Below are 26793 nucleotides of genomic sequence, written 5' to 3' on the forward strand. Positions count from 1 at the left end.
GGCTTATAATTAAGGGATCCTCTATCAGGCTGCAGATGAAGTCAATCCTATTTATGCCTTATTGAGCGCTTATTTAAAACGTTGTGCCGCGATAAATTGAAATAAAGCGAGGTGATTAATGATGGCGATAAATCATAAGTGGCAGCGGGGAGGCGCTCACCCGCCGTTTTATCCCTGCGTTGTCCCTTCATTGCTCCCGTTTTGTCCCGGTTTTGATTCAGCCTTTTCTCAGCTCTTTCTCAGCTCTGTCCTGGTTTTGCCCCTCATGACTTCTCATGAGGGGATTTTGCGCCGAGATAAGACAGCAGGCCACCGCGGCTCAGGCATGGGATAGCGTCGGGAACATCAGCCTGTTGCCCTTAAAAATGTTCTCTTTGGCCGTAGAGATAAATAAGAAGTCGTCGCCCTCTATTTTTTCATACTCGCCGATGCGACCTTCGACGGGAGTGAAGCCTAAAATCGCCAGCTGGGTGCGCTGGTCGGCGAGCTCATTGACGATAGCCGACATCGAACCGCTGGCGTCGCAGAAAATATCAAAGCAGATCAGCGCGCGATCGTTTTGCATCGCGATGGCCACGGCGCTATTTTTTTCCGAATAGTAGACGAAGTGCTTCATAAACGCCGAGCAGTAGAACATCAGCAGGCCGAAGTTATTGTGCGCCGAGAGCTGAGAGAAGGGATTGGATTTCTGATAATAGTGCCTGAGAATTGCCACATCGCTCTCTTTATCCATATCAAGCCGGCGGAAGTCGCCCTCGGCCGGGGTCACCGGCAGGGTATACTGATACTCATCGTACTGCTCGAAGCCAAATCTCGGATAGAAATCGACGGTGGTGGAGTTAGCAAACAGAAAAATCGCGTCGGCCTTATCCTTCCAGTCATCGAGAATATGGTTAATCAACTGCGTCGCAAGGCCCTTATCGCGATGGTCGGTATCGGTCATCACGGTGCCTATCTGAATATAGTGAACGAGCTTCCCTTGCCACTTGAGGTCGATGACGTTGGCGGAGGCGTTAGCAATCACCTTATTATTATCAACGAAAGCGTAGGGAATGTATGACTCGGTCCAGTAGCCTTTTTTGTACCAGTCTTTGAATGAGAGATCAAAGGTCTTAATAGCCAGGTCAATGAAGCTGTTCCTCAGGGCATCATTATCCATAACCTGTTTGACTAATTTGTATTTCATTGGCCGGTCTTCCTTTTTATTTATTCTGCTACACGACAGTGCTGATGCTAATTTAATATTAAAAATCAATGACTCATCTATACCGGTAAGTATGAACGGTTCAGGGTATTTGTACACCCCGCGGCCGACGGTCATTTCTCAGGACGTTGGCTCGGTCACAGTAAATACGAGGGAAGCGGGCGCTTTGCCGACTCAGAGGAGGCCGCTGCGCGCGGGGAAGGCGGATAGGACCGCGGCCAGCCGGCCTGATGCGGCGTTTTTGAGCGCATTTACCGGTCGCGGCCCCAGTCGCAGATAATAAGCTTATCAAGGTCATGGCACCGAGGAAGCCCGTTTGCTTCAGGAGAGCGACCCAAAGCCTCCGGCGCCGTTCCTGGCGCGCTCCCCATGCACGATGTCAGAAGCAGCACCGCGCTGAGTATAAGCATTTTAACCATGGTAGAGCCTGTCAGCAGAATAAAATAGCCTGCTTTGTACCACGCCTGTTTGCTGAAACTACAAACGGGTTATTTAATTTTGGATAATAAATTTCTGGTAAAATTAAATTGATAATGCGCTTTATTAATTGCTGATGCTATTGCCGATAAATTTCCTCGTAAGCCCATTTTACTATTGCTGTAAAAAACGCGATTATTTAGTTAATAATAAATTTGTGACCGGGATTAAGTCGTTTTATGGCGGTGAAAGACCTATGATCCCCGGCAGAAAATGGCGCTCGGCCTGTGCGGAAAGAAACTTGCGCACGATAAATTCACGACCTGTTTATTGCTAAACGGTATGCCCGTCATCTGGTCTTATAAATCAAAGCGTCGAAATATTTGACTGAATTAACAGGAATAATATGACCCAGTTACCGAAGTTTTCCGCATCCCTGCTGCACCCTCGTTACGGCTTGATATGGCTGGGGGCCGGCCTGCTGTGGCTGGTTGTGCAGCTGCCGTATCCGCTTATTTACCGCCTCGGGACCTCGATTGGCCGCCTGGCGATGCGCTTTATGACGCGTCGTGCGTGCATTGCCCGGCGTAACGTCGAACTCTGCTTCCCGGAAATGAGCGTCGCGCAGCGCCACCAGATGGTGGTGCAGAATTTTGAATCGCTGGGCATGGGGGTAATGGAAACCGGCATGGCGTGGTTCTGGCCGGAGCGGCGGATTGCCCGCTGGACCGAGACCAGCGGGCTGGAGGCGGTCATCGATTTGCAGGCGCAAAAGCAGGGAGTGCTGCTTATCGGCGTCCATTTTCTGACCCTTGAGCTCGGGGCGCGAATGTTCGGCATGCATACGCCGGGGATCGGCGTGTACCGCCCCAATGACAACCCGGTGCTTGACTGGCTGCAGACCTGCGGGCGGCTGCGTTCCAATAAGACGATGCTCGATCGCAAAAACCTGAAGGGAATGGTGCGGGTGCTGAAGGAGGGCGAAATTCTGTGGTACGCGCCCGATCATGACTACGGGCCAGGCAGCAGCGTGTTTGCGCCATTTTTTGGCGTGGAGCAGGCGGCAACGACAACCGGTACCTGGGTGCTGGCCAAAATGTCGAAGGCGACGATCGTCCCCTTCGTCCCGCGGCGTAAGCCAAACGGCGGAGGATACGAGCTCATCTCTATGATCCCTGAGTCGAGGCCGCCGCTGGAGAATCCGCAAACCACGGCGACGTGGATGAATAAGATCGTCGAGAAGTGCATCCTGATGGCGCCGGAGCAATATATGTGGCTCCATCGCCGCTTTAAAACCTGCCCCGACGGCGTCGCTTCGCGCTATTGAGCGCCGGTTGAGCGTTTCCGGCTTATGATATGTCCTGACTAACAGGACATATTAACGCGAAAGGAATGCCCCATGACCGACAAACACTGGTCGAGAACCGAACGTCTGCACCAGACGGTGACCAATCCGAATATCATTATTAAAGGCACCCACAGCTACTACAGCGACTGCTGGGACAACGGCTTTGAGCGCTCCGTGGTGCGCTACCTGCACGGGGATGCGGTTAGCCAGCAGTGGCAGCCCTTAGGGCAGCTGGATAAGCTCATCATCGGCAATTTCGTCTGCATCGGCGCGGAAACGGCGATCCTGATGGGCGGCAACAGCACCCATCGGATCGACTGGATCAGCCTCTATCCGTTTATGGAGTCCATTGCCGCATCGTACCAGCACCGCGGCGATACGGTGCTCCACGATGGCTGCTGGCTTGGCATGCGGGCGATGATTATGCCCGGAGTGACGATAGGCGAAGGGGCGGTGGTTGCCGCAGGCGCGGTGGTGACTAAAGACGTGCCACCGTATGCGGTGGTGGGCGGTAACCCGGCCAAATTTATCAAATACCGCTTTGCCGAGTCGGATATTCAGCGCCTGCTGGCGCTGAACCTCTACGCTTTGCCGGAGGACGACCTGCTGGCGCTGCAGCCGCTGCTGTCCGGGGAGGATATTACGGCGCTGGAGCAGGCGGTGCGCCGCCGCCGCTAACGCGTGAAAATCCCGCAGCAAAAGGGCTGCGGGCGAGTGCCGCTTTACTTCGCCGCGACGGCGGGGTAGTCACGATAGCCTGCCTGACCCCGCCGAAGAGCGCTCGGGGGCATAACAATACGATTTTTCAGCGTCAGCGCCGGTAAAGAGCAGGGATTAAATAGCATGATGCGTCTCCGTGGAGCCCGTTCGCTCCCGGCGCGCAAACCGTCGCGTCTGAGGGAATGAACGCTGAATAAACGATGAACGTAGAATAGTTTCGGGATATTTTTAATGAAATGGCAAAAGTGTTAATAAACTATTGCTGATTTTGTCTAAAAACAAAAAATGGCTAAACTTAATAAACGCAGAGCGATATAACGCGTTCAAGGTCATGACCCCTATCATAAATAGGTAGGGTAAATATGGTATCATCGCGCCTTTCCCTTTTCGTTTGGGCCCTTTTTATGCAACAACCTGTTGTTCGCGTTGGAGAATGGCTGGTTACCCCCTCTGTTAACCAAATTAGCCGGAAGGGACGCCAGCTCACTCTTGAACCGCGCTTAATCGATCTTCTGGTTTTCTTTGCCCGCCATCCTGGCGAAGTGCTCAGCAGGGACGAGCTGATTGATAATGTCTGGACGCGCAACGTTGTGACCAGCCACGTCGTCACCCAGAGCATTTCTGAACTGCGCAAGTCGTTGAAGGACGGCGACGATAGCAGCCTCGAATATATCGCAACGGTACCGAAACGCGGCTATAAGCTGACGGTGCCGGTCATCTGGTGTACGGAGGAGGGGGAAGAGCTGACGCCGCTCCTTTCGCCGCTCGCGCCGCAGGCGATGCCGGAAGCCGCTGTGCCATCTGCGCCATCCGCGCCCGGCGTTCAGCCCCCGGCCAGTCCGGAGAGACGCAAGCGGATCAGCACCTTTATCGTCTGGGGGCTGTTCCTGCTGGCGCTGGCAACCTGCGTGGCGCTGGTGGCGCTATCGACCATCGAATCGCGCCCGCCGGTCAATAAAGCCCGCCTGCTGTTAAACCCGCGCGACATCGATATCCACCTGCTTAACGGCAACTCCTGCACCAACTGGGCGTCTCAGCACTCTTACGCGGTGGGGCTTGGCAGCCTGGTCACCACCTCGCTGAATACCTTCTCCACCTTTATGGTGCATGACAAAACCAACTACAACATCAACGAGCCGAGCAGCTCGGGTAAAACGCTGACCATTGAGTTCGTCAACCAGCGCCACTATCGCGCCCAGCAGTGCTTTATGTCGGTGCAGATGGTGGATAACGCCGACGGTTCCACCATGATGGACAAGCGCTACTTCATCACCAGCGACAACCAGCTGTCGATTCAAAACGATCTGCTCAATAGCCTGTCGGAAGCGCTGAAGCAGCCGTGGCCGGAACGCATGCAGACCATGCTTAAGCAGTACCAGCCTTCGCAAAGCGTCGCGCTGACCCACTTCTACCAGGCGCATCAGCTATTAATGAATGGTGATGTCGAATCATTAGGAAAAGCCAGCGCGCTGCTTGATGACGTGATTAAACAGGCTCCTGACTTTACCTACGCGTATGCGGAAAAGGCGCTGGTGGACGTATTACGTCATTCGCAACAGCCGCTGGATGAACAGCAGCTCGCGGCGCTGTATGCGGAAATAAACCGGGTTGGCGATATGCCGGGTATTAAAGATCTGGCGGTGTTTTATCAAATTAAAGCCGTGGATATGCTGGGGCAGGGGAAAGTAGACGAAGCGTACCACGCGATTAATACCGGCATTGACCTTGAAATGTCGTGGATGAATTACGTGCTGCTGGGTAAAGTCTACGAGATGAAGGGCGAGAACCGGGAAGCGGCCGATGCTTACCTGACCGCTTTTAATTTGCGCCCAGGCGAAAATACCTTTTACTGGATTGAAAACGCGGTATTCCAGACCTCGGTTACCCGGGTGGTGCCGTATCTCGATAACTTCCTCTCTTCAGAATAAGTAAACCCTCACCGTGTGAATAGTTTTGGGCATGGTGAGGTTAAACTTATGTTTCTCATGAGGCCGGTGATTGTTATATTTATGGAGTAATTTAGCTACCGCTTGCAACACATTTCCAACATGAAAACTCTATCGCAACTGTCTGTAATTTAATGATGTTTATCTTTTTATGATATCAATATGTCATCCTGATATGTTAATCAAAAAAGGTCAAAATATCATTTGTCTGATGTTTTCCGTTATTTCACTTTATCTTTAGGACTTATCTTCTTTGAATCAGTAATCTGGTTGGCAGTTGGTCGGGTCAATAAAAGGTTCACTATCATGATCTGTACCTCCCAAATAAACTTAGGAGAAAAGCAAACATGAGTTCTGCCAAGAAGATCGGGCTATTTGCCTGTACCGGCGTGGTTGCCGGTAATATGATGGGGAGCGGTATTGCATTATTACCTGCGAACCTCGCCAGTATTGGTTCAATTGCAATCTGGGGGTGGGTGATTTCTATTATTGGCGCAATGTCTCTGGCTTATGTTTATGCCCGACTGGCGACCAAAAATCCGCAGCAGGGTGGGCCAATTGCGTACGCCGGTGAAATATCTCCGGCGTTCGGTTTTCAGACCGGGGTGCTTTATTATCATGCCAACTGGATTGGTAACCTGGCGATCGGGATTACCGCCGTATCCTACCTGTCGACATTCTTCCCTATATTAAATAACCCGGTTCCAGCCGGTATCGCCTGTATTGCAATCGTCTGGATATTTACCTTCGTTAATATGCTCGGAGGGACCTGGGTAAGCCGCCTGACCACCATTGGTCTGGTGCTGGTATTAATTCCGGTGGTCATGACGGCGGTTGTCGGCTGGCACTGGTTTGACGCTGCCACCTATCAGGCAAACTGGAACACCTCCAGCACCACCGACAGCCACGCGGTCGTGAAAAGTATCCTGCTGTGCCTGTGGGCCTTCGTCGGCGTAGAATCCGCCGCCGTCAGTACCGGGATGGTGAAAAACCCGAAACGTACCGTACCGCTGGCGACCATGCTGGGTACCGCGCTGGCAGGTATCGTTTATATCGCCGCAACTCAGGTGATTGCCGGGATGTACCCTGCAGCCCAGATGGCCGCATCGGGCGCACCGTTCGCCATTAGCGCTTCAACTATCCTCGGCGGCTGGGCGGCTCCGATGGTTTCCGCCTTCACCGCCTTTGCCTGCCTGACGTCTCTCGGTTCCTGGATGATGCTGGTTGGACAGGCCGGCGTACGTGCCGCCAACGACGGCAACTTCCCGAAAATCTACGGCGAGCTTGATAGCAACGGTAACCCGAAAAAAGGCCTGCTGCTGGCGGCGGTGAAAATGACCGTGCTGATGGTGCTGATTACCCTGATGAACTCCAGCGGCGGTAAAGCCTCTGACCTGTTCGGTGAGCTGACCGGTATCGCCGTACTGCTGACCATGCTGCCTTACTTCTACTCCTGCGTTGATCTGATTCGCTTCGAAGGCATCAACATCCGTAACCTGGTCAGCCTGATTTGTTCGGTGCTGGGCTGCGGCTTCTGCTTCATCGCCCTGATGGGGGCAAGCTCCTTCGAACTGGCCGGTACCTTTATCGTCAGCCTGATTATCCTGATGTTCTACGGCCGCAAAATGCACCAGCGCCAGCATGAAAATGACCCTGCTGACAACTCTACCGCTGGCGCGCATTAAGCAGTAACCCCTTTTCCTGGAGCTCCTTCCTGCACCTGTCACCACGCGACGGGAGGGGCTTTCTCTATCTGGAGATTTGACTATGAACGTTATCGCAATCATGAATCACATGGGCGTCTACTTTAAAGAAGAGCCTATCCGTGAACTGCATCGTGCCCTTGAACGCCTGGACTTCCGTATTGTCTATCCGAACGACCGCGAAGATTTACTGAAACTTATCGAAAATAACTCCCGCCTGTGCGGCGTTATCTTCGACTGGGATAAATACAATCTTGAGCTGTGCGAAGAGATCAGCAAGCTGAACGAATATATGCCGCTGTACGCTTTCGCCAACACCTACTCTACGCTGGACGTAAGTCTGAACGATCTGCGCATGCAGGTGCGCTTCTTCGAATATGCGCTGGGCGCGGCCGACGACATCGCCGACAAAATCAAACAGAACACCGATGAGTATATCGATGCGATTCTGCCGCCGCTGACCAAGGCGCTGTTCAAATACGTGCGTGAAGGCAAATACACCTTCTGTACCCCAGGCCACATGGGCGGTACCGCCTTCCAGAAAAGCCCGGTAGGCAGCATCTTCTACGATTTCTTTGGCCCGAACACCATGAAGTCGGATATCTCGATTTCGGTTTCCGAGCTCGGCTCCCTGCTCGATCACAGCGGCCCGCATAAAGAGGCGGAAGAGTATATCGCCCGCGTCTTTAACGCTGAACGCAGCTACATGGTGACCAACGGCACCTCTACCGCCAACAAAATCGTCGGTATGTACTCGGCTCCGGCCGGCAGCACCGTGCTGATTGACCGTAACTGCCACAAATCGCTGACCCATCTGATGATGATGAGCGACATTACGCCAATCTACTTCCGCCCGACCCGTAACGCCTACGGTATCCTCGGCGGCATCCCGCAGAGCGAATTCCAGCACGCGACCATCGCGAAGCGCGTTAAAGAGACCCCGAACGCGACCTGGCCGGTGCACGCGGTTATCACCAACTCCACCTACGATGGTCTGCTGTACAACACCGACTTCATCAAGAAAACCCTCGATGTGAAATCCATCCACTTTGACTCAGCGTGGGTGCCTTACACCAACTTCTCACCAATCTATGCCGGCAAATGCGGGATGAGCGGCGGCCGCGTGGAAGGGAAAATCATTTACGAAACCCAGTCCACCCACAAGCTGCTGGCGGCGTTCTCCCAGGCTTCAATGATCCACGTGAAAGGTGACATCAACGAAGAAACCTTTAACGAAGCCTACATGATGCACACCACCACCTCTCCGCACTACGGGATCGTGGCCTCCACCGAAACCGCCGCGGCGATGATGAAAGGCAACGCCGGTAAGCGTCTGATCGACGGCTCTATTGAGCGTTCAATCAAGTTCCGTAAAGAGATCAAGCGTCTGAAAGGCGAGTCTGAAGGCTGGTTCTTCGACGTATGGCAGCCGGAGCATATCGACGGCGCCGAATGCTGGCCGCTGCGCTCCGACAGCGCATGGCACGGTTTCAAAAACATCGATAACGAGCACATGTACCTCGACCCAATTAAGGTCACTCTGCTGACTCCGGGGATGAAAAAAGACGGCACCATGGATGAGTTCGGTATTCCGGCCAGTATCGTGGCGAAATACCTCGACGAACACGGCATCGTGGTGGAGAAAACCGGTCCGTACAACCTGCTGTTCCTGTTCAGCATTGGTATCGACAAAACCAAGGCCCTGAGCCTGCTGCGCGCGCTGACCGACTTCAAACGCGCGTTCGACCTGAACCTGCGTGTGAAAAACATGCTGCCGTCTCTGTACCGTGAAGATCCTGAATTCTATGAAAACATGCGCGTTCAGGAGCTGGCGCAGAACATTCACAAACTGGTGGAGCATCACAACCTGCCGGACCTGATGTTCCGCGCGTTCGAAGTGCTGCCAAAAATGATGGTGACGCCGTACGCCGCGTTCCAGAAAGAGCTGCACGCTCAGACCGAAGAGGTCTATCTCGAAGAGATGGTTGGTCGCGTCAATGCCAACATGATCCTGCCGTATCCTCCGGGAGTTCCGCTGGTCATGCCGGGTGAGATGATCACCGAAGAGAGCCGTCCGGTGCTGGAGTTCCTGCAGATGCTGTGCGAAATCGGCGCCCACTACCCGGGCTTCGAAACCGATATCCACGGCGCATATCGTCAGGCGGATGGCCGCTACACCGTTAAGGTGCTGAAAGACGAAAATACCAAGTAACTGAAGCACCAAAGGGAAGTGGCCTGCCACTTCCCTTTTTCACGCTGCAAGGAGACCTCATGAAAACACCCTCACAGCCGCGCGCGATCTATTACATCGTAGCGATTCAAATCTGGGAATACTTCAGCTTTTACGGCATGCGTGCCCTACTTATCCTCTACCTCACCCATCAGCTTGGCTTTGATGACAGCCACGCCATCAGCCTGTTTAGCGCCTACGCCTCTCTGGTTTACGTTACCCCTATTCTCGGAGGCTGGCTTGCCGACCGCCTGCTCGGCAACCGCACGGCGGTCATTGCCGGCGCGCTGCTGATGACGCTCGGCCACGTGGTGCTCGGCGTCGAATCCGATGCAACCTGGAGCCTGTACCTCGCGCTGGCGATCATCATCTGCGGCTATGGTCTGTTCAAATCCAACATCAGCTGCCTGCTTGGCGAGCTCTATGCCGTTGACGACCATCGTCGCGACGGCGGTTTTTCGCTGCTCTACGCGGCGGGGAACGTCGGCTCAATCGCCGCGCCGATTGCCTGCGGGCTGACCGCCCAGTGGTACGGCTGGCACATCGGCTTTGCGCTGGCGGGGATCGGCATGTTTATCGGTCTGCTGATTTTCTTAAGCGGCGGCCGCTACTTCCGCCACACCCGCGGCGTCGACAAGCAGGCGCTGCGGGCGGTGAAGTTTGTGCTGCCCACCTGGGGTTGGCTGGTGGTGATGCTGTGCGTGGCGCCGGTGTTCTTTACGCTGCTGCTGCAAAATAACTGGTCCGGCTATCTGCTGGCGATCGTCTGCGTCTTTGCCGCCCAGATGGTGGCGCGGATCATGATCGCCTCCCCGCAGCACCGCCGGGCGCTGTGGCAAATCGTTTTGCTGATGCTGACCGGGACGCTGTTCTGGGTTCTGGCACAGCAGGGCGGCAGCTCGATTAGCCTGTTTATCGACCACTTCGTTAACCGTCGCCTGCTGAATATTGAAGTGCCGACGGCGCTGTTCCAGTCGGTCAACGCGGTGGCGGTGATGGCGGCGGGGGTGGCGCTGGCGTGGCTGATGCGTCCGGAAGGCGCCACCCGCTCCGCGCTGCGGGTATGGCTGAAATTCGCCTTTGGCCTGGTGCTGATGGGCTGCGGATTTATGCTGCTGGCGCTTAATGCCCGCCACGCAGCCGTCGACGGCCAGGCCTCAATGGGGCTGATGGTCGGCGGGCTGGCGCTGATGGGGTTTGCCGAGCTGTTTATCGACCCGGTGGCGATGGCGCAGATTACCCGCCTCAACATGCCCGGCGTGACCGGGGTGCTGACCGGTATTTACATGCTCGCCACCGGCGCGGTCGCCAACTGGCTGGCGGGGATGGTGGCGCAGCAGACCACCGAATCGCAAATCAGCGAAACGGCCATTGCCGCTTATCAACACTTTTTCTCCCAGATGGGCGCATGGACGCTCGGCTGCGTGGCGGCGATCGTGCTGCTGGCGTTTGCCGCAACCTGCAGCCTCGGCAAACGTCGCGCCGCCGGCGAAATTCCCGGCGGCGGCGCGTAAGCCATGAGGCTATCTCAGGTGCGGGAGCGGCATACGCTCCTTGCACCGTTCAATAATCAGGAGGAGGATATTCTGGCTGTAGCGGAGGCCTGAGATAAAAAATCGTTAGTGAAGCGATGGTTGAGTGAGATCAGCCGGAAGTGAAGCCAGGTTCATTAAGATTGTTCTTCGGCGATGGCGCCCGAGACGGGCCGCGCCGGAGGGGGGACCTGGTTCAATTATCGAAGCAAGTTTGAAAGCAGGGTTATGAGGAACCAACATGTCTGAACAACAAGCACAAAGTGCCGATGAGGCAATTGACCTTAATAATGAACTGAAAAGCCGTCGTGAAAAGCTGGCTGCGCTGCGCGAGCAGGGTATCCCGTTCCCGAACGATTTTCGCCGTGACCATACCTCTGACCAGCTGCACGCTGAATTTGACGGCAAGGACAACGAAGCGCTCACCTCCTTGAACGTCGAAGTCTCCGTGGCTGGCCGCATGATGACCCGTCGTATCATGGGTAAAGCCTCCTTCGTGACCTTGCAGGACGTTGGCGGCCGCATCCAGCTGTACGTGGCGCGTGACGATCTGCCGGAAGGCGTCTACAACGAGCAGTTTAAAAAGTGGGACCTCGGCGACATCATCGCCGCCCGCGGCAAGCTGTTCAAAACCCAAACCGGCGAGCTGTCGATCCACTGCACCGAGCTGCGTCTGCTGACCAAAGCCCTGCGCCCGCTGCCGGACAAATTCCACGGCCTGCAGGATCAGGAAGCGCGCTATCGCCAGCGCTATCTGGATCTGATCTCCAACGACGCCTCGCGCCACACCTTTAAGGTGCGTTCGCAGATCCTCGCGACGATGCGTCAGTTCATGGTGGCTCGCGGCTTTATGGAAGTCGAAACCCCGATGATGCAGGTGATCCCCGGCGGCGCCTCCGCCCGTCCGTTTATCACCCACCACAACGCGCTGGACATGGACATGTACCTGCGCATTGCGCCGGAACTGTACCTTAAACGGCTGGTCGTAGGCGGCTTCGAGCGCGTCTTTGAGATCAACCGTAACTTCCGTAACGAAGGCATCTCCGTGCGCCATAACCCCGAGTTCACCATGATGGAACTCTATATGGCGTACGCGGATTACAAAGACCTGATCGAACTCACCGAGTCGCTGTTCCGCACCCTGGCGCAGACCGTGCTGGGTAAAACCGAAGTGCCTTACGGCGACCAGGTTTTCGACTTCGGCAAGCCGTTTGAAAAGCTGACCATGCGCGAGGCTATCAAGAAATATCGTCCGCAAACCGAGATGGCGGATCTGGATAACTTCGATGCGGCGAAAGCGATTGCCGAATCTATCGGCATCAACGTTGAGAAGAGCTGGGGCCTGGGCCGCATCGTCACCGAAATCTTTGACGAAGTGGCGGAAGCGCACCTGATTCAGCCGACCTTCATCACCGAGTATCCGGCAGAAGTGTCGCCTCTGGCGCGGCGTAACGACGCCAATCCGCAGATCACCGACCGCTTTGAGTTCTTCATCGGCGGACGTGAAATCGGCAACGGCTTCAGCGAGCTCAACGACGCCGAAGACCAGGCGCAGCGCTTCCTCGACCAGGTGAACGCCAAGGCCGCCGGCGACGACGAAGCGATGTTCTACGACGAAGACTACGTGACCGCGCTGGAGTATGGCCTGCCGCCGACCGCCGGTCTGGGCATCGGCATCGACCGAATGGTGATGCTGTTTACCAACAGCCACACCATCCGCGACGTGATCCTGTTCCCGGCGATGCGTCCGCAGAAATAAGCCAGCGTAAAAAGCAAAGCCCCGAGGCGCGTCGGCGTCCCGGGGCTTTTTTATGTCCGCCTGCCGTCAGGCGCGGCCTACGCGGCCCCAGACCATCTGGCCCCGGTGGAAGGTTGCGGTGCGCGGCGAAATGCGCGCCACCGCTTCGGCGGAGCAGGAGGCGTCAACCAGCACGAAGCTGGCGTCGTCCTGGACCCTGGGCCACACGCGCTCGCCCTTATCGTTCAGCGGCAGCACGTCGCCGGTGGCAATCGCCAGCGAGCGGGAGAGCGTCTGCTCATTCGGACGAATGTAGAGCTGGGCGTAGAGGTTGGCCTTTTCCAGCATGTCGCCGAGGCCGTACGGCGACCAGTGGTCGATGACGCTGTCGGTACCGGTCATCACAAACACGCCTTTCTCGCGCAGCTGGCTGAGCGGCATATGCAGGGTGCCGATCGGCACGGTGGAGGCGATGGTTATCCGCGCCGCCGCCATGCGCCCGGCAATCGCATCGACCTGCCGTTCGCTGAGGGTCGCCAGGGCAAAGGCGTGGCTGATGGTCAGCTTGCCTTTCAGCTGCGGGGTCTTCTCCACGGTTTCTACCATGTAGTTTATCGCCGCCACGCCCGCCGGGCTGGTTTCGTGCAGATGAATATCCACCCCTTTGTCATAGTCCAGCGCGATCTGGAACATGGTATCGAGCGACTTCTCCATCGCGCCGTCAACGTTGGTCGGATCGAGGCCGCCGACATAGTGCGCCCCGGCCTGCATCGCTTCGCGTACCAGCGACTCGGAGTGCGACAGCAGCAGGCCGTGCTGCGGGAAGGCGACGATTTCACATTCGAATCCCGGACTGCGCCGCGCCAGCACCGCCTGCAGGTTTTCGAGGTTTTTTAGTCCCGAGGTTGGTTCGATATTGCAGTGGCTGCGGGCCACGGTGGAGCCTTTGGACTGGATAAGATCGATAAGCTTCTCTGCGTGCTGCTGGGTATAGGGCTGCAGCTCCGGCAGCAGCTTCTGCTCAAGCTTAATCATATCCTGAATCGTGGTGCCCGCCGGGCGGTTCAGGGAGCGCCACGGGCCGCCGTAAAAGGTTTTATCGAGGTGAATATGCATGTCGCGCATCGCCGGGAGCATCAGCATGCCCGCCGCGTCGTAGCGGGGGAGGGTGGCATCGGGATGGCTTTTATTGCTCCGCAGGGCCGCTATCTTCCCGTCGCGAATCTCCAGGGTCTGCAGCTCGGTGCGGGTATGGACCACCGCCCCGTTTTCATACTCGAAGCCGCTCTCCAGCAGCACGTTGTCGAGGTAGTAGTGCCTGTCGCCGAGGCTCGTGGCCCCCTTGGGATCGCTGCAGGCGGCCGGGCTGCTGCCGTCCGCGTAGGCGGAGGGCGACGCTGCGCCGAGCAGGGCCGCGGCGGCGGCTATTTTTCCACTGCGGGTGAGAAACTCCCGGCGGCTATTGTCGTTATTCATCTTTCTTCCTTAAGCTATGCGCCGTTAGTTATGCACAATATGGGTGCCCGTTTCCCCGCGCAGCGCGGCGGGCAGGCGTTCGGGGGTGGTAATAATGACCCGGCTGCCGCCGTGGGCTAAAAATGCCAGGCTGGCGACGATTTTCGGCAGCATGCTGCCCGCCGGAAAGTGGTCCTCCTGCATATAGCGGGTCATCTCGCCGACCGTCACCGTTCCCAGCGCCTGCTGGTTGGCTTTGCCAAAATGAATGCACACCTTTTCAACGCCGGTGGTAATAACCAGCACGTCGGCGTGAATTTCCCGCGCCAGCAGCGCGGTGGAGAGGTCTTTATCGATGACCGCATCCACGCTCTGATAATCGCCGCCTTCGCCGCGCACCACCGGAATGCCGCCGCCGCCGGCGCCGATCACCAGGAAGCCCTGGCGGGTGAGGGTTTTAATCGCCTCGGCCTCGACGATGCGCTTTGGCTCCGGCGAGGCCACCACCCGGCGATAGCCGCGCCCGGCATCTTCGACGAAGCGCCAGTCGGGATGCGCCAGCTGCAGCTCATCGCGCTGGGCGGCGCTAAAAAATGCGCCAATCGGCTTGGTGGGATGGGCAAAACCGGGATCGTTTTTGTCCACCTCAACCTGGGTGACGACGGTGACCGCCTTCTGCTCGCCGCGATGGGCCAGGCGATTATTAAGCGCCTGCTGGATCAGATAGCCGATGCCGCCCTGGGTATCGGCGACGCAGTTGGCCAGCGGCGTGAGCGGCAGGCCTTCGCGCTCGTGGGCGATTTCGGCGCGACGGAGATCCAGCCCAACCTGCGGCCCGTTGCCGTGGGTGAGCACGATGTTATAGTCCGATGCCAGCATCTCCAGCACCGTATCCGCCACGGCTTTCACGGCTTCGGCCTGATGCTCAATCGACTGGCTGGCGTTATTTTTGATGATGCTGTTGCCGCCAATGGCAACGACCACGAGTTCTTTCATTGTCCGGGTTCCGCTACAGAGGGTAAGAGAGTTATGGTTGTTCGCCGTTGCCCGGGAGCGCCGCCCCCGGGGAACCCCTGGCTACGCGAGGTAGCGCTCGCTCCAGCGCAAAATGGCCTTTTCAAAGCAGGCGAACGGCGGGTGGACAATGCCGGCGCCGATCATGCCGATCCCGGCATCCTTATGGGCGATGGCGGTATTGATCACCGGCAGAATGCCGCTGCTGCCGACGCGGGTAATATCGATGGCGGTCGGGACGCCCATAAAGCCGAGCAGCGGAATGGTGACGTTGGGGTTTTCACCGAGGGTGATTTCACGCATCTGCCGTGAAAAGTCGATAGCCTCCTCAACCGTGCCGCCCACCAGCGCGACGATGGCCGGAGCCGTCGCCATTGCAAAGCCGCCGATGCCGTAGGTTTCGGTAATCGCGCTATCGCCGATATCCAGCCCGGAGTCTTCCGGTTTATAGCCGGCAAACATCGGGCCGATAACCTGCTGGGCCGGGCCGGTAAACCACTCTCCCGGCAGGCCGCTGACCCGCAGGCCGAACTCGACGCCGTTGCGCGCCATGGTGGTGACCACGGTGCTGTACTCAATGCCGTGGGCCGCATCCATCGCCGCTTTACACATCGCCATCCACGTCGGGCCGGAGAAGTAGTCGCTGCTGGCGACAAACTCGAAGACTTCGCGCTGCTGCTCGACGGAATAGCCGGCCTGAATAATGCCCGGCGTCAGCGCCTGGATCAGCAGGGTGGTGCCCGCATTGTTGCGGTTGTGGCACTCGTCGCCCATATGCAGAGCCTGAGCCAGCATCAGGCGCAGGTCGATTTCGCCGACGATCTTCATCGCCTCCCGCAGCATCGGCCCCTGCACGTCGCGCATCCAGTTAAGGCGATCGATCACGCTCTGGTCGTTGGCCCCCATGCGCAGGATCTTCGCCATCTGCTCGCTCATGTTGGTAAACGCGACGTTGCCGTAGGTTTTATTCTCGACAATATGCATAAACATTGAGGCCGAGGTGACGCCCGCCATTGAGCCGACGCAGTCGTGCTCGTGGCACGGCGAGAAGATGATCTCCCCGGAGGCCGCCAGCTCTGCGGCCTCATCCAGATCCTGCGCCAGGCCTTCGAACACCAGCGCCCCGGTCACCGCGCCCTTCATCGCGCCGCACATCTGCTGCCACTGCACCGGCGGCCCGGCGTGGAGGATGGTTTTGGCGGTCATGCCGGGAACCACGTTAATGGCCTGATCGAAGCCGGTCAGCACCGGGTGCGACTGAATAATGCGCTCCAGCGCCTGCCGGTTGGCGGCGTCGATTTTGTCGGCCAGCGCGGAGTCGGCGATGGCGTCCAGCGCCTGCACGACCTGCATATTGCCCTGACCCGGCGGCGTCCAGTCGAGCTGGGTAACGGCAGCGTGCTGCTTTTTCAGATCCTCGCTAAACAGGGCGATCCCAACGTTAATCACGTTCAGCGGCTGGTTGAATAGTGGCTGGCTCATCAGGCTTTCTCTCCTTTGCAGATAAACTCGCGCGCCAGCAGGCCGGTATGGCTGCTGCTGCTGGCCAAAATGACGCCGGCATCGCTAAGCATGCGGCGCTGTTGCTCCAGGGAAGGGGCGTCGAGGTCGGTGCCCAGCACGTAGCCGAGGATCGCCAGCGGGCGCCCGTCGGCGGCGGCAATGGCCTGCGCCTGCTTAATCGCCTCCAGAATCGCGCCGGCGGGATCCTCATGGGAGCCGAAGCCGAGCACGAAATCCATAACGATAGCGGCGACCTGCGGATCGCGGGCCTCCTGCAATAGCCGCTGGATGCGGCTGGTCGGGTCGATCATCGGATGCGGCCTGCCGTTGGTGAAGTCGTCATCGCCGAAGTCGAGGAAGGTATGCCCGACGCTGCGGTTGATGTCCGTCAGGCGCAGCGCCGGGTCGGGCTGGATATTGCTGTAGACCTCGGCTTCTTGTTCCAGCAGCGCAAACATCGTTTCATCGCACAGGGTGCCGCCGCAGAACAGGCCGCGAATATACTTTTGCTGCGGAGTCAGGCGCGCGCGAACCTCGGCAATCAGCGCCCGATCGGCAGCCTGGCGATCGTCGTCTGCGGGCGTAATGCCGCAGAGCGCGACCGCCTTCAGCGCCGCTTCGTAGGTGCCGCGGGCAAACTGCAGGCCGCTCTCATCCGCAGGCGCTTCGGCGCGACCGAGGAAGCAGGCCACCACCGGCTTGCGGCAGGCGCGGGCGCGTTCAATGACCCTGCGCGCCACCGCCGGAGCCGGGGGTTTGGAGATCAGGACGATGATTTCGGTCTGCGGATCGTCTTCCAGCATCCCGATGGCGTCCAGCATCATCAGGCCGCCGATTTTTTCGCTCAGATCGCGGCCGCCGGTGCCGATAAGCTGCGACACGCCGCCGCCGAAATCGTGGATCCTGACGCTCAGCTCCTGGCTGCCGGTGCCGGAAGCGCCGATAATCCCGATATTGCCGCGGCGCACCGCGTTGCCAAAGCACAGGGCGGTGCCGTTAATAATGGCGGTGCCGCAGTCCGGCCCCATCATCAGCAGACCTTTTTCATGGGCCAGCTGCTTCAGCGCCAGCTCCTCTTCTGGCGTGACGTTATCGGAGAACAGCATAACGTTAAGGTCGTTTTGCAGCGCCTGGCGGGCCTCCCGGGCGGCGAACAGGCCGTTGACCGAAATCACCGCCAGATTGCTCTCGGGAAGATGCTTTTTGGCGCTGGCAAGCGTCGCGTAGCGGGCTTCATGCTGGCCGCTCTGCGCCTTGTTGTGGAACAGCTCTTCGATGGCCGCCAGGGTTTGTTCGTTGTCCGCGCCGTCGCGACCGTTAATGACGATCATCAGGTCGCCGTTTTTCGCTGCCGCCAGCTCCGGCGTCAGCAGCCCGAGATTTTTCAGCACCCCTTTGTTCATCTCCGTGGCCATCGCCACAAACGCCTGCTCGACGCCGTCGAGCTGATTGGCCCGGGTCGAAATCGACATCAGCGAAACGGAATCAAAATAGGTATTTGGCTTAACGATTATTTTAACTGACATCATTTCCTCCATACGTTTGGCTCAGGGCGCAGGCGTCCGCCATGCCGTACAGCATGTCGCAGCCGGAGCTTGAGCCAATATTTTTAATATCGGCAATAGCCTCGATAGAAAAGGACGCTGGTTCATTCAGTAAATAATGAATAAATCGCGCAATACTTTCTCGGTAACGCTGGTTTAAGGCGGCTTCTAAGGTTATGGCGCTGAGCGCCGTGGTATTATTCCCGGCGCGCCGCAGGGCCAATAAAAAATCATCCCGGTATTTTTCCCGCGGATGTCCGGGGAGTAATAAAATAGTGCTCATGCCAACCAGATAATCATCCGCCGACGGCGTCAGGCCAATACCCAGCCCGATCATTGAGGAGACCGAGGACGTAATTTCCTCTCCCTGCTGCAGGGCCGCTAATAAAGCGCGGCGGCGTTGCTGTAATTGCCGGCTAATTTCCCGATGAAAAGGATTATTGCCGCGGTAGAGAAATAAGGTTTCATCGTCGTGCAGCTGCTGGCGGAGCGTTTGGCTCCAGCGCCGCCATGGAATATGCCGCAGGCGTTCGTCGCTCAGCGTGGGTTTGGCCATTTGCCAGCGCCGGCATTGCGATGTCTCTATCCATCCGCTCTCGCCAAACGCGATGCCTGAATCAAGAAAGCGAACCGGCTGGCCGGGCCGGAACAGGTTGTCAAAGTGTGTGAGTGCCAACCTACAGCTGTTGGGCGCGTTGTCGTAATCTGCGCAGAGCAGCGTCAGCATCCGCTGCGGACCCGGAACAAACAGGTTTACCGCCCGGGAAAAGCGCTGTTCAACCCGTCCGCTGCCGCGCTGCGCGAGAAACCTTTCGTCCGCAGTTAGCGCTTGCACACACCGCCGTCCGGAGGTGTCGATAGCGGTTCTCCTCGGCTAGGCGCCCGCGTCAGTCAGCAGCCGGGCTATTTCGCTAAAGCCCTTTTCCCGCGCCAGCTCCAGCGGAGTCCTGCCGTATTTATCGGTCATATGCGGGCTGGCGCCGTGCTCCAGCAGCAGCGCAACGATCTCCTGCTGCGTGCTGCCGCCGTCGTTGAGCACGATGGCTTCCAGCAGCGGCGTCCAGCCGACAAAGTTGGTGTGATTAACGTTAATCCCGGTCTGCGTCAGCAGCTCTTTGACGATCGCCAGATGGCCTTTTTCACAGGCCGGCGTCAGGCCGACGCCGCCAAAACGCGTTAAGCAGTTGAGGTCCGGAGCGGCGGGAAGAATTAAGCGCAGCAGCGTTAAATCATTATTCAGGCAGCTTATCAGGAAGGGGTTTAAACAGGTCTGGTCCTGTTTATTAATATCGATCCCCGCGGCAATTAGCTGCGCCACGCAGTCATAGTGCTGATGTAAGCTGGCAAGGACAACTGCCGTCTGGCCGTGGCGGTTAACGCTATTAATATTAACGCCCTTGAGCAGGCACTGCTTTAACTGTGCGAGGTTGCCTTGCTCCGCCGCTAACAGGTATTCAGTGATAAGATTTTCCCTGGACATAAACCGGCTCCGGATAATTTGCGCTGACGATTTTGGTTGATGGGCTGAGGATAGCAATGAAAAAATGATAAAAGAACCCGCTTAAAATTTATTCGCCGGAAAGCGGCTGATTGTTGAATATTATTTAATAATGGATGCAGGCTGTGCGGTGGTGCACCCTTTGCTGGTTTCTTCGTATTCCCCTTAATGCAATCGGGTTTTATTTATATATAGTTGCCGAACGTAATAACGACGCCTGGAAACGATTATCCGGAGGAGGACAAGATGAACGGACTCACGGCTACGGGGATTACTGTCGGAATTAGCGCTGGCGTCTGGCAGCTTATCTCCTCGCAGGTTGGGCTTGAGCACGGCTGGGAATTATTAGGCACGATTGGCTTCGTGGCCTTCTGCAGTTTTTATGCCGCGGGAGGGGGGAAAGCGGGGTTCGTCAGGAGCCTGTTTGTTAACTACTCCGGGGCGGTATGGGCGTTTCTTGCGGCGCTGGCCTCGGGCTGGCTCGCCGCGCTGAGCGGCATATCGGGCTTCTGGGCCAGCGTCATCGTGACGGTGCCGTTCTCGGCGGCGATCGTCTGGCAGGGGCGGTTTTCTCTGACGTCGTTTATTCCCGGCGGCTTCCTCGGCATGACGCTGTTCTTCGCCTCCGGGCTGAACTGGCCGGTGACGCTGCTGGGCTTTTTTGCCGGCAACTGCGTTGGCCTCATTTCCGAATATACCGGCCGTCGGCTGAGTGAAGCGACGTCGAAGCCCGAAGCCTGAAGCGCCGCCGCGGCCTGAGAGAACCCGCGTTCTTTCAGGCAGATTGCGAGCGTGGTGTTAAAAGTTATTCAAAAATGGTTGCCCAATCATCCACCTGGCAAATACATTCAGCATGAGAATTTAGCGGATGGCCGGTTGACGAGAGCAGGAGCGGGCAAATGAACTCAATTTTTACCGAAGAGAATCTGCAGGCGTTCACCACGGCGGCGCGCTTTGGCAGCTTTAGTAAGGCGGCGGATGAGCTGGGGCTCACAACCTCCGCCATCAGCTACACCATTAAGCGCATGGAGACGGGGCTGGACGTGGTGCTGTTTACCCGCAATACCCGCAGCATTGAGCTCACCGAATCCGGCTACTACCTTTTTCGCAAAGCCACCGACCTGCTGAATGATTTCCACGCCATCAAGCGCAGCATCGATACTATCGCCCAGGGCATCGAGGCGCGGGTGCGAATCTGTATTAATCAGCTGCTCTATACCCCGCGGCACACCGCGCGCCTGCTGCAGGTGCTTAAAAAACAGTTCCCCACCTGCCAGATAACCGTCACCACCCAGGTCTACAACGGCGTCTGGGACGCCATTATTAATAACCAGGCCAACATTGCCATCGGCGCGCCGGATACGCTGCTCGACGGCGGCGGCATTGATTACACCGAAATCGGCGCCATTCGCTGGGTGTTCGCCATTGCGCCGGATCACCCGCTGGCGTTTATGCCGGAACCGATCTCCGAAAGCCAGCTGCGCCTCTATCCGAATATCATGGTGGAAGACACCGCGAATACGATTAATAAAAAGGTCGGCTGGCTGCTGCACGGCCAGGAGGCGATCCTGGTGCCGGATTTTAATACCAAGTGCCAGTGCCAGATCCTCGGCGAGGGAATTGGCTTCCTGCCGGATTATATGGTCAATGAAGCGATGGACGAGCGGCTGCTGGTGACGCGCCAGATCCACAACCCGCGCCAGGACTCGGGAATGCTGCTTGCCACCCAGCACGCGGCGACCGGGCAGGTGACCCAGTGGATTAAAAAGGAGTTTCGTCCGGGGGGCGTATTGACCGCTATTTATCAGGATTTGCTCCATCGCGGGAAATAATGGCAGCAGGGCCGGCCGCTTTATGTGATATAACAGCGCGTATAAAAACATAAGGTGTTAATTAAATGCAAAAATTTAAGTTAATTGTTGGTAGCCTGATCTGCGCTGGTTATTTATTAACGCCAGTAGTATCGATGGCAAGCTATAAAATAAATACCCAGCCGATTCATTTCGATAAAGGCACCAGCGGCACCGCTATTCATAATACGGTGAGCGGAGCCGATGTGAAAGACTATACGCTGGTGGCTAAGGCAGGCCAGACGATGCGCGTCAGTATGAAACGCGGCGCCCACCATCCCTATTTCAACGTCATTAACCCCGCTAATGAAACGATTTTTAATGGCGCCATGCGTGACGGCGATTTCGAGCAGCGCCTGGCGACCGGCGGCAAATATACCGTTCGCGTGTACCAAATGGGCGGCGCGCGCGATGAGGGAAAAACCAGCCCCTACGAGCTGACGTTTAAAATTATCCACTAGCCAGCCCCGGCACAACCGCCCGCGGGCGGCTATTTAGTGCGCTTATAGCCCGCCGGCGGGAGTACCCAGCGCCCACCGCGATCGCCAGTGCGCGATATACTTCCTGGCAATCTCCGGCCGGTTACGAATAACCACCACGTTTTCGCTATTCATCGTTTCCGCCGAAGGGGCGTAGTTAAATGACCCGGTTTCCACCGTTGCGCCATCGGCGATAATCGTCTTGTCGTGCTGAATGTGATAGTGGCCATCGACGCGGAGCGGCACGCCATGTTGCACCATATATTGCATCATGAGCCGGCTGGCTTTCGCGCGGTTGCGCTTTTTATCCACCACGATCCGCACGTCAACGCCGCGATCCCTGGCGGCCACCAGCGCACGGGCAATATCTGGAGCCTGAAAGGCGTAGGCGATCATGCGGATCGAGACGTGGGCCTGATTAATGGTTTGTAGAACCAACTGCCGGGCCGACCCCTCAGGTGAAAAGCCCACCTCAACGTCAGGTGCGGCCTGTGCGACAGCGGACAGCGATAGCGCCGCTGCGAATATCAGCGGTTGAAAGAGAGAGGAACGCGGCATAAGAGGCCTGTTGGGCTAAGCAGAACGCAGAGGGCACAGTTTACGCCGCCGGCGGCGCCTCTCTCCAGTGTCTGTCTATGATAAAGCTTGTCCATTCATGAATGATTCCCCAATCAAATCATCTCCTGCTGAATGCCAGTCCCGTGCCCTCGGCTCGTGAGCAAACTGCTGGTTGCCTCTCATTTTTCGCTCGTTTATGCGGCAATGTTAGATATCTGTCAAAGTTCTGTTACTGCGTAGTTTTAAAATTTTCATTTCAGTTATTTAATTATAAAAGTTTCAAATAAGTTGTTAATGAAACAAACTAACTGAAATCGGGTGACCCCAGGCGTAGATGGTTAATGAACTGCTGTTTTAATAATCCATTAAAAATCAACCGATTTTAGCGGTTTTTGACAAAAGAAAGGCCGACGGCGCTGGCGGAGACGCGTTCTCTGGCCGAAAGGCAGGCAGGTGTTTGACCCGTTTTTTATGAAATGAATTTTTCATTTATCTCAATAAACTGGCGTATCAACGACGCTCAAGGATCAACTGTGAATATCAAGAAAACGATTGTTGCCTCTTTGTTAGCCTGTATGTTGCCTGCGGTTGTGATGGCAAAAGATATTTCCGTCGGCGTTTCGATGGCGCTTTTTGATGATAACTTTCTGACCATCCTGCGTAACGCCATGCAAAAAGAGATGCAAAAAGATGGCGTTAAGTCGCAGGTTGAAGACGCCAAGGGCGACGTGGCGCAGCAGCTGCAGCAGGTACAGAACTTCATCGGCCAGGGCGTTGATGCCATCATCGTTGCCCCGGTCGACACCAACGCGGTGAAACCGATTATAGATCAGGCGACCAAAGCCGGTATCCCGCTGGTGTTCGTTAACCGCCGCCCGCAGCTGCCGCTGACGGACAAAATGGCCTACGTCGGTTCGGATTCCGTCCTCGCCGGGCGCCTGCAGATGGAAGCGCTGGCGAAGGCGATGAACGGTAAAGGAAACGTCGCGATCCTGCTGGGCGACCTGGCCAATGAATCGACCCGTGACCGGACCAAGGGCGTGGAAGAGGTGGTGGCGAAATACCCGAATATTAAAATCGTGCAGAAGCAGACCGCCAAATTTATGCGTAACGACGCGGTTGACGTGGTGAGCAACTGGATGACCAGCGGGGAAGACATCCAGGCCATTGCCTCAAACAACGATGAAATGGCCATCGGCGCGCTGCAGGCGCTGGGCAGCAACCCGAACCACATTCTGATCGCCGGCGTTGACGGCACCCCCGACGCGCTGCAGATGCTCAAAAACGGCAAGATGATCGCCACGATTTTCCAGGATGCGAAGGGTCAGGGCGAGGGCGCGGTCAACGCCGCCATCAAGCTGGCTAACGGTGAAAAAGTCGAAAAGGTCATCGACGTCCCCTACCAGCTGATCACCAAAGAAAACATGTCTGATTTCGTCAGCCGCAACCAAAAATAACGATTCCTGGCCCAGCGGTACGGAGGTTTTTCTATGAACGCTTTTGCCCTAGAAGCCGAAGGTATCAGCAAGTTCTTTCCCGGCGTGAAGGCGCTCGATAATGTCTCACTGCGCGTGCGCCCTGGAACGGTGCACGCGCTGATGGGCGAAAACGGGGCCGGTAAATCCACGCTGATGAAATGCCTTATCGGGATTTACCGTCCCGATAAGGGCGCGATAAAAGTCAAAGGCCAGCCGGTTCAGTTTCAGGACACCATGGATGCGCTGCGGTCGGGGATCTCGATGATCCACCAGGAGCTTAACCTGGTGCCGCATATGACGGTGGCGGAAAATATCTGGCTCGGCCGCGAGCCGATGAAGTACGGCTTCGTCGATCACCGCCAGCTGATCCGCCAGACCCAGGCGCTGCTGAATAAGCTCAATATCCGCCTCGCTGCCGATCGGCTGGTGGGCGATCTGAGCATCGCCGCCCAGCAGATGGTCGAAATTGCCAAAGCGGTCTCGTGGAACGCCGATATCGTGATTATGGATGAGCCGACCTCGGCGTTAACCGAAGGGGAGGTGGCGCACCTGTTTACGATTATTCGCGACCTCCGCGCGCAGGGCAAAGCCATCATCTATATCAGCCATAAGATGGATGAGATTTTTGCGATTACCGATGAAATCAGCGTCTTTCGCGACGGCAGCTGGGTCGCCAGCCAGCAGACGGCGGAATATACCCGCCAGTCGTTAATCACTCAGATGGTCGGGCGCGAATTAACCCAGCTGTTCCCAAAATTCAATAATACGATCGGCGAGGACGTCCTGAGCGTGCGCAATCTGTCGCGCAAGGGCTACTTTGACGACGTCAGCTTCAGCGTGCGGCGCGGCGAAATCCTCGGGGTTGCCGGGCTGGTCGGGGCCGGGCGCAGCGAGGTGATGGAGTGCCTGTTCGGTATGGAGAGCTTTGACGAAGGAGAGGTGCTGATTGATGGCGTCCCGGTGAAGATAGATTCTCCTTCCGTGGCCATCGAAAAGGGGATGGCGCTGCTGACCGAGGATCGCAAAAAGTCCGGCCTGTTCCTCGTCCTGTCGGTGCTGGAGAATATGAGCATCGTCAATATGCCGGAATATGTCGGCAAAAGCGGGTTTGTTAAGCATGTGAAAATGGCGGAAGACTGTATGGAGCAGATCCGCCGTCTGAATATTAAAACCCCGACGATGGATCAAATTATTAATAACCTCAGCGGCGGTAATCAGCAAAAAGTACTGATTGCCCGCTGGCTCTTAGCCCAGCCCAAAATATTGATTCTCGATGAGCCGACCCGCGGTATTGACGTGGGCGCGAAGGCTGAAATTTACCATCTGATTAGCGAACTGGCGAACCGTGGCGTCGCGGTGATTATGGTTTCCTCTGAACTACCGGAAATCCTCGGGATGAGTGACCGCGTGATGGTCATGCACGAAGGGCGTATTACCGGCATCCTTGAAAAAGATGAGGCCGATCAGGAAACCATTTTGTCGTTGGCATCCAATTGAGGCGTAGAGAATGAGCAATATGAAATTGACCGCAGCTCCCGTAAATGAGAAACCCTCTTTCTTGAGTCAGCTACGGCATAAAATGCCGAAAGATACCGGGATATTTATCGTCATGGTGGCGATTGCCCTGACGTTTGAAATTGCCGGCTGGTTCGTTCGCGACCAATCATTTTTAATGAATAGCAACCGCCTGGTGCTGATCGTTTTACAGGTGGCGATTATCGGTATTATCGCCGTGGGGGTGACCCAGGTGATTATTACCACCGGGATCGACCTCTCCTCCGGCTCGGTTATCGCCCTTGCGGCGGTGGTGGCGGCGAGCCTGGCGCAGACCTCGGACAGCCTCACGCCGATGTTTCCGTCGCTGGTCAACCTGCCGGCGGCGATCCCCATTTTGGCCGGGATCGGCGTCGGCCTGCTCTGTGGGTTAACCAACGGTTTTCTGGTGACCCGTACCGGGATCCCGCCGTTTATCGCGACCCTGGGGATGATGGTTTCCGCGCGCGGTCTCGCGCAGTATTACACCCAGGGAAACCCGATTAGCTTCCTGTCCGACAGCTTTACCGCCGTGGGTCAGGGGGCGATGCCGGTCATTATCTTCTTCGTCATCGCCGCGCTGTTCCATATCGCGCTCAAGCATACCCGCTACGGTAAATACGTCTACGCCATCGGCGGCAACATGACCTCGGCAAAAGTGTCCGGCATCAACGTCAACAAGTACCTGGTCATCGTTTACACCATTGCCGGCGCCCTCTCCGGTCTGGCCGGCGTGGTATTAGCCGCGCGCGTCAGCAGCGGCCAGTCGAGCATGGGGATGTCCTATGAGCTGGATGCCATCGCCGCCGCGGTGATCGGCGGCAGCAGCCTGATGGGCGGCGTTGGGCGGATTACCGGAACGCTGATTGGGGCGGTGATTCTGGGGCTGATTAAAAGCGGATTCACCTTCGTCGGCGTCGATGCCTACGTGCAGGATATTATTAAGGGCATCATTATTGTCGCCGCGGTGACCATCGATATGCGCCGTAACCGTAAGAAGCACTAGCCCACCTCATCGGCAATGCCCGAGCGCAGGGCCCCGG

Annotated in this window: 21 protein-coding genes; 13 read left to right on the forward strand and 8 right to left on the reverse strand. The window is 56.9% G+C overall.

Annotated elements, in window-relative coordinates; translation table 11 throughout:
- Positions 1-319 precede the first annotated feature (319 nt).
- A complete protein-coding gene (locus EDF75_RS01260; RefSeq protein ID WP_133596559.1) occupies positions 320-1186 on the reverse strand; it encodes a GNAT family N-acetyltransferase in 867 nt (288 codons plus the stop codon).
- A gap of 841 nt (positions 1187-2027) precedes the next feature.
- Between EDF75_RS01260 and EDF75_RS01265 the strand changes: the two genes are divergently transcribed.
- From EDF75_RS01265 to lysS, 7 genes are all read left to right on the forward strand, one after another.
- Positions 2028-2948, forward strand: a complete 921-nt coding sequence (locus tag EDF75_RS01265; protein ID WP_133596561.1) for a Kdo(2)-lipid IV(A) acyltransferase — start codon at positions 2028-2030, stop codon at positions 2946-2948.
- A gap of 72 nt (positions 2949-3020) precedes the next feature.
- Positions 3021-3647: a CatB-related O-acetyltransferase gene (locus EDF75_RS01270; protein WP_133596563.1), complete on the forward strand. Its 627-nt coding sequence runs from the start codon at positions 3021-3023 to the stop codon at positions 3645-3647.
- Between the two features lie 446 nt (positions 3648-4093).
- Positions 4094-5617, forward strand: coding sequence for a lysine decarboxylation/transport transcriptional activator CadC (gene cadC, locus EDF75_RS01275; protein ID WP_133596564.1), 1524 nt, complete (start codon positions 4094-4096; stop codon positions 5615-5617).
- A gap of 365 nt (positions 5618-5982) precedes the next feature.
- The gene (gene cadB, locus EDF75_RS01280; RefSeq protein ID WP_133596566.1) at positions 5983-7320 is read left to right on the forward strand and encodes a cadaverine/lysine antiporter; all 1338 of its coding nucleotides are present in this window, start codon (positions 5983-5985) and stop codon (positions 7318-7320) included.
- A gap of 82 nt (positions 7321-7402) precedes the next feature.
- Positions 7403-9550, forward strand: a complete 2148-nt coding sequence (cadA, locus tag EDF75_RS01285; RefSeq protein WP_133596568.1) for a lysine decarboxylase CadA — start codon at positions 7403-7405, stop codon at positions 9548-9550.
- A gap of 59 nt (positions 9551-9609) precedes the next feature.
- A complete protein-coding gene (gene dtpD / locus EDF75_RS01290; RefSeq protein ID WP_133596570.1) occupies positions 9610-11082 on the forward strand; it encodes a dipeptide permease DtpD in 1473 nt (490 codons plus the stop codon).
- A gap of 259 nt (positions 11083-11341) precedes the next feature.
- Positions 11342-12859, forward strand: coding sequence for a lysine--tRNA ligase (gene lysS, locus EDF75_RS01295; protein ID WP_133596572.1), 1518 nt, complete (start codon positions 11342-11344; stop codon positions 12857-12859).
- A gap of 66 nt (positions 12860-12925) precedes the next feature.
- Here the strand turns inward: lysS and EDF75_RS01300 are convergent, their stop codons facing one another.
- From EDF75_RS01300 to EDF75_RS01325, 6 genes are all read right to left on the reverse strand, one after another.
- Complete coding sequence (locus EDF75_RS01300; protein ID WP_133596574.1) at positions 12926-14314, reverse strand: amidohydrolase family protein; 1389 nt, start codon at positions 14312-14314, stop codon at positions 12926-12928.
- A 24-nt stretch (positions 14315-14338) separates the two neighbouring features.
- Positions 14339-15289: a carbamate kinase family protein gene (locus EDF75_RS01305; RefSeq protein ID WP_133596576.1), complete on the reverse strand. Its 951-nt coding sequence runs from the start codon at positions 15287-15289 to the stop codon at positions 14339-14341.
- Positions 15290-15370: 81 nt separating this feature from the next.
- A complete protein-coding gene (locus EDF75_RS01310; protein ID WP_133596578.1) occupies positions 15371-16789 on the reverse strand; it encodes a YlbE family protein in 1419 nt (472 codons plus the stop codon).
- On the reverse strand, positions 16789-18336 hold the full coding sequence (gene fdrA, locus EDF75_RS01315; protein WP_133596580.1) for an acyl-CoA synthetase FdrA: 1548 nt from the start codon (positions 18334-18336) through the stop codon (positions 16789-16791). Before fdrA ends, EDF75_RS01310 begins: the two co-directional genes overlap by 1 nt.
- Positions 18326-19189 carry an oxamate carbamoyltransferase subunit AllH family protein gene (locus tag EDF75_RS01320; RefSeq protein WP_133596582.1) on the reverse strand — a complete coding sequence of 288 codons (864 nt, stop codon included), beginning with the start codon at positions 19187-19189 and terminating at the stop codon, positions 18326-18328. Before EDF75_RS01320 ends, fdrA begins: the two co-directional genes overlap by 11 nt.
- 39 nt (positions 19190-19228) lie before the next feature.
- Positions 19229-19834 (reverse strand): ankyrin repeat domain-containing protein, encoded by a 606-nt coding sequence (locus tag EDF75_RS01325; RefSeq protein WP_133596584.1) that lies wholly within the window; start codon positions 19832-19834, stop codon positions 19229-19231.
- Between the two features lie 264 nt (positions 19835-20098).
- Here EDF75_RS01325 and EDF75_RS01330 point away from each other — a divergent pair, with 264 nt between their 5' ends.
- The 3 genes from EDF75_RS01330 to EDF75_RS01340 all read left to right on the forward strand — a co-directional run bounded on the left by EDF75_RS01330 (position 20099) and on the right by EDF75_RS01340 (position 22163).
- Positions 20099-20593 (forward strand): DUF1097 domain-containing protein, encoded by a 495-nt coding sequence (locus EDF75_RS01330; RefSeq protein WP_133596586.1) that lies wholly within the window; start codon positions 20099-20101, stop codon positions 20591-20593.
- A 158-nt stretch (positions 20594-20751) separates the two neighbouring features.
- Positions 20752-21684 carry a LysR substrate-binding domain-containing protein gene (locus tag EDF75_RS01335; protein ID WP_041144432.1) on the forward strand — a complete coding sequence of 311 codons (933 nt, stop codon included), beginning with the start codon at positions 20752-20754 and terminating at the stop codon, positions 21682-21684.
- A 134-nt stretch (positions 21685-21818) separates the two neighbouring features.
- Positions 21819-22163: a DNA breaking-rejoining protein gene (locus EDF75_RS01340; RefSeq protein ID WP_241782481.1), complete on the forward strand. Its 345-nt coding sequence runs from the start codon at positions 21819-21821 to the stop codon at positions 22161-22163.
- A gap of 42 nt (positions 22164-22205) precedes the next feature.
- Here the strand turns inward: EDF75_RS01340 and EDF75_RS01345 are convergent, their stop codons facing one another.
- On the reverse strand, positions 22206-22739 hold the full coding sequence (locus tag EDF75_RS01345) for a phospholipase D family nuclease (RefSeq protein WP_133596591.1): 534 nt from the start codon (positions 22737-22739) through the stop codon (positions 22206-22208).
- Positions 22740-23272: 533 nt separating this feature from the next.
- Between EDF75_RS01345 and EDF75_RS01350 the strand changes: the two genes are divergently transcribed.
- The 3 genes from EDF75_RS01350 to EDF75_RS01360 are packed head-to-tail and all read left to right on the forward strand — an operon-like array spanning position 23273 to position 26756.
- A complete protein-coding gene (locus EDF75_RS01350; protein ID WP_041147543.1) occupies positions 23273-24196 on the forward strand; it encodes a sugar ABC transporter substrate-binding protein in 924 nt (307 codons plus the stop codon).
- A 33-nt stretch (positions 24197-24229) separates the two neighbouring features.
- A complete protein-coding gene (locus EDF75_RS01355) occupies positions 24230-25714 on the forward strand; it encodes a sugar ABC transporter ATP-binding protein (RefSeq protein WP_133596593.1) in 1485 nt (494 codons plus the stop codon).
- 19 nt (positions 25715-25733) lie between these two features.
- The gene (locus EDF75_RS01360) at positions 25734-26756 is read left to right on the forward strand and encodes an ABC transporter permease (RefSeq protein ID WP_181955384.1); all 1023 of its coding nucleotides are present in this window, start codon (positions 25734-25736) and stop codon (positions 26754-26756) included.
- The last annotated feature ends 37 nt before the right edge of the window (positions 26757-26793 follow it).

The sequence above is a fragment of the Klebsiella sp. BIGb0149 genome (assembly GCF_004362605.1).
In the GTDB taxonomy this organism is placed as follows: Bacteria; Pseudomonadota; Gammaproteobacteria; order Enterobacterales; family Enterobacteriaceae; genus Klebsiella; species Klebsiella terrigena.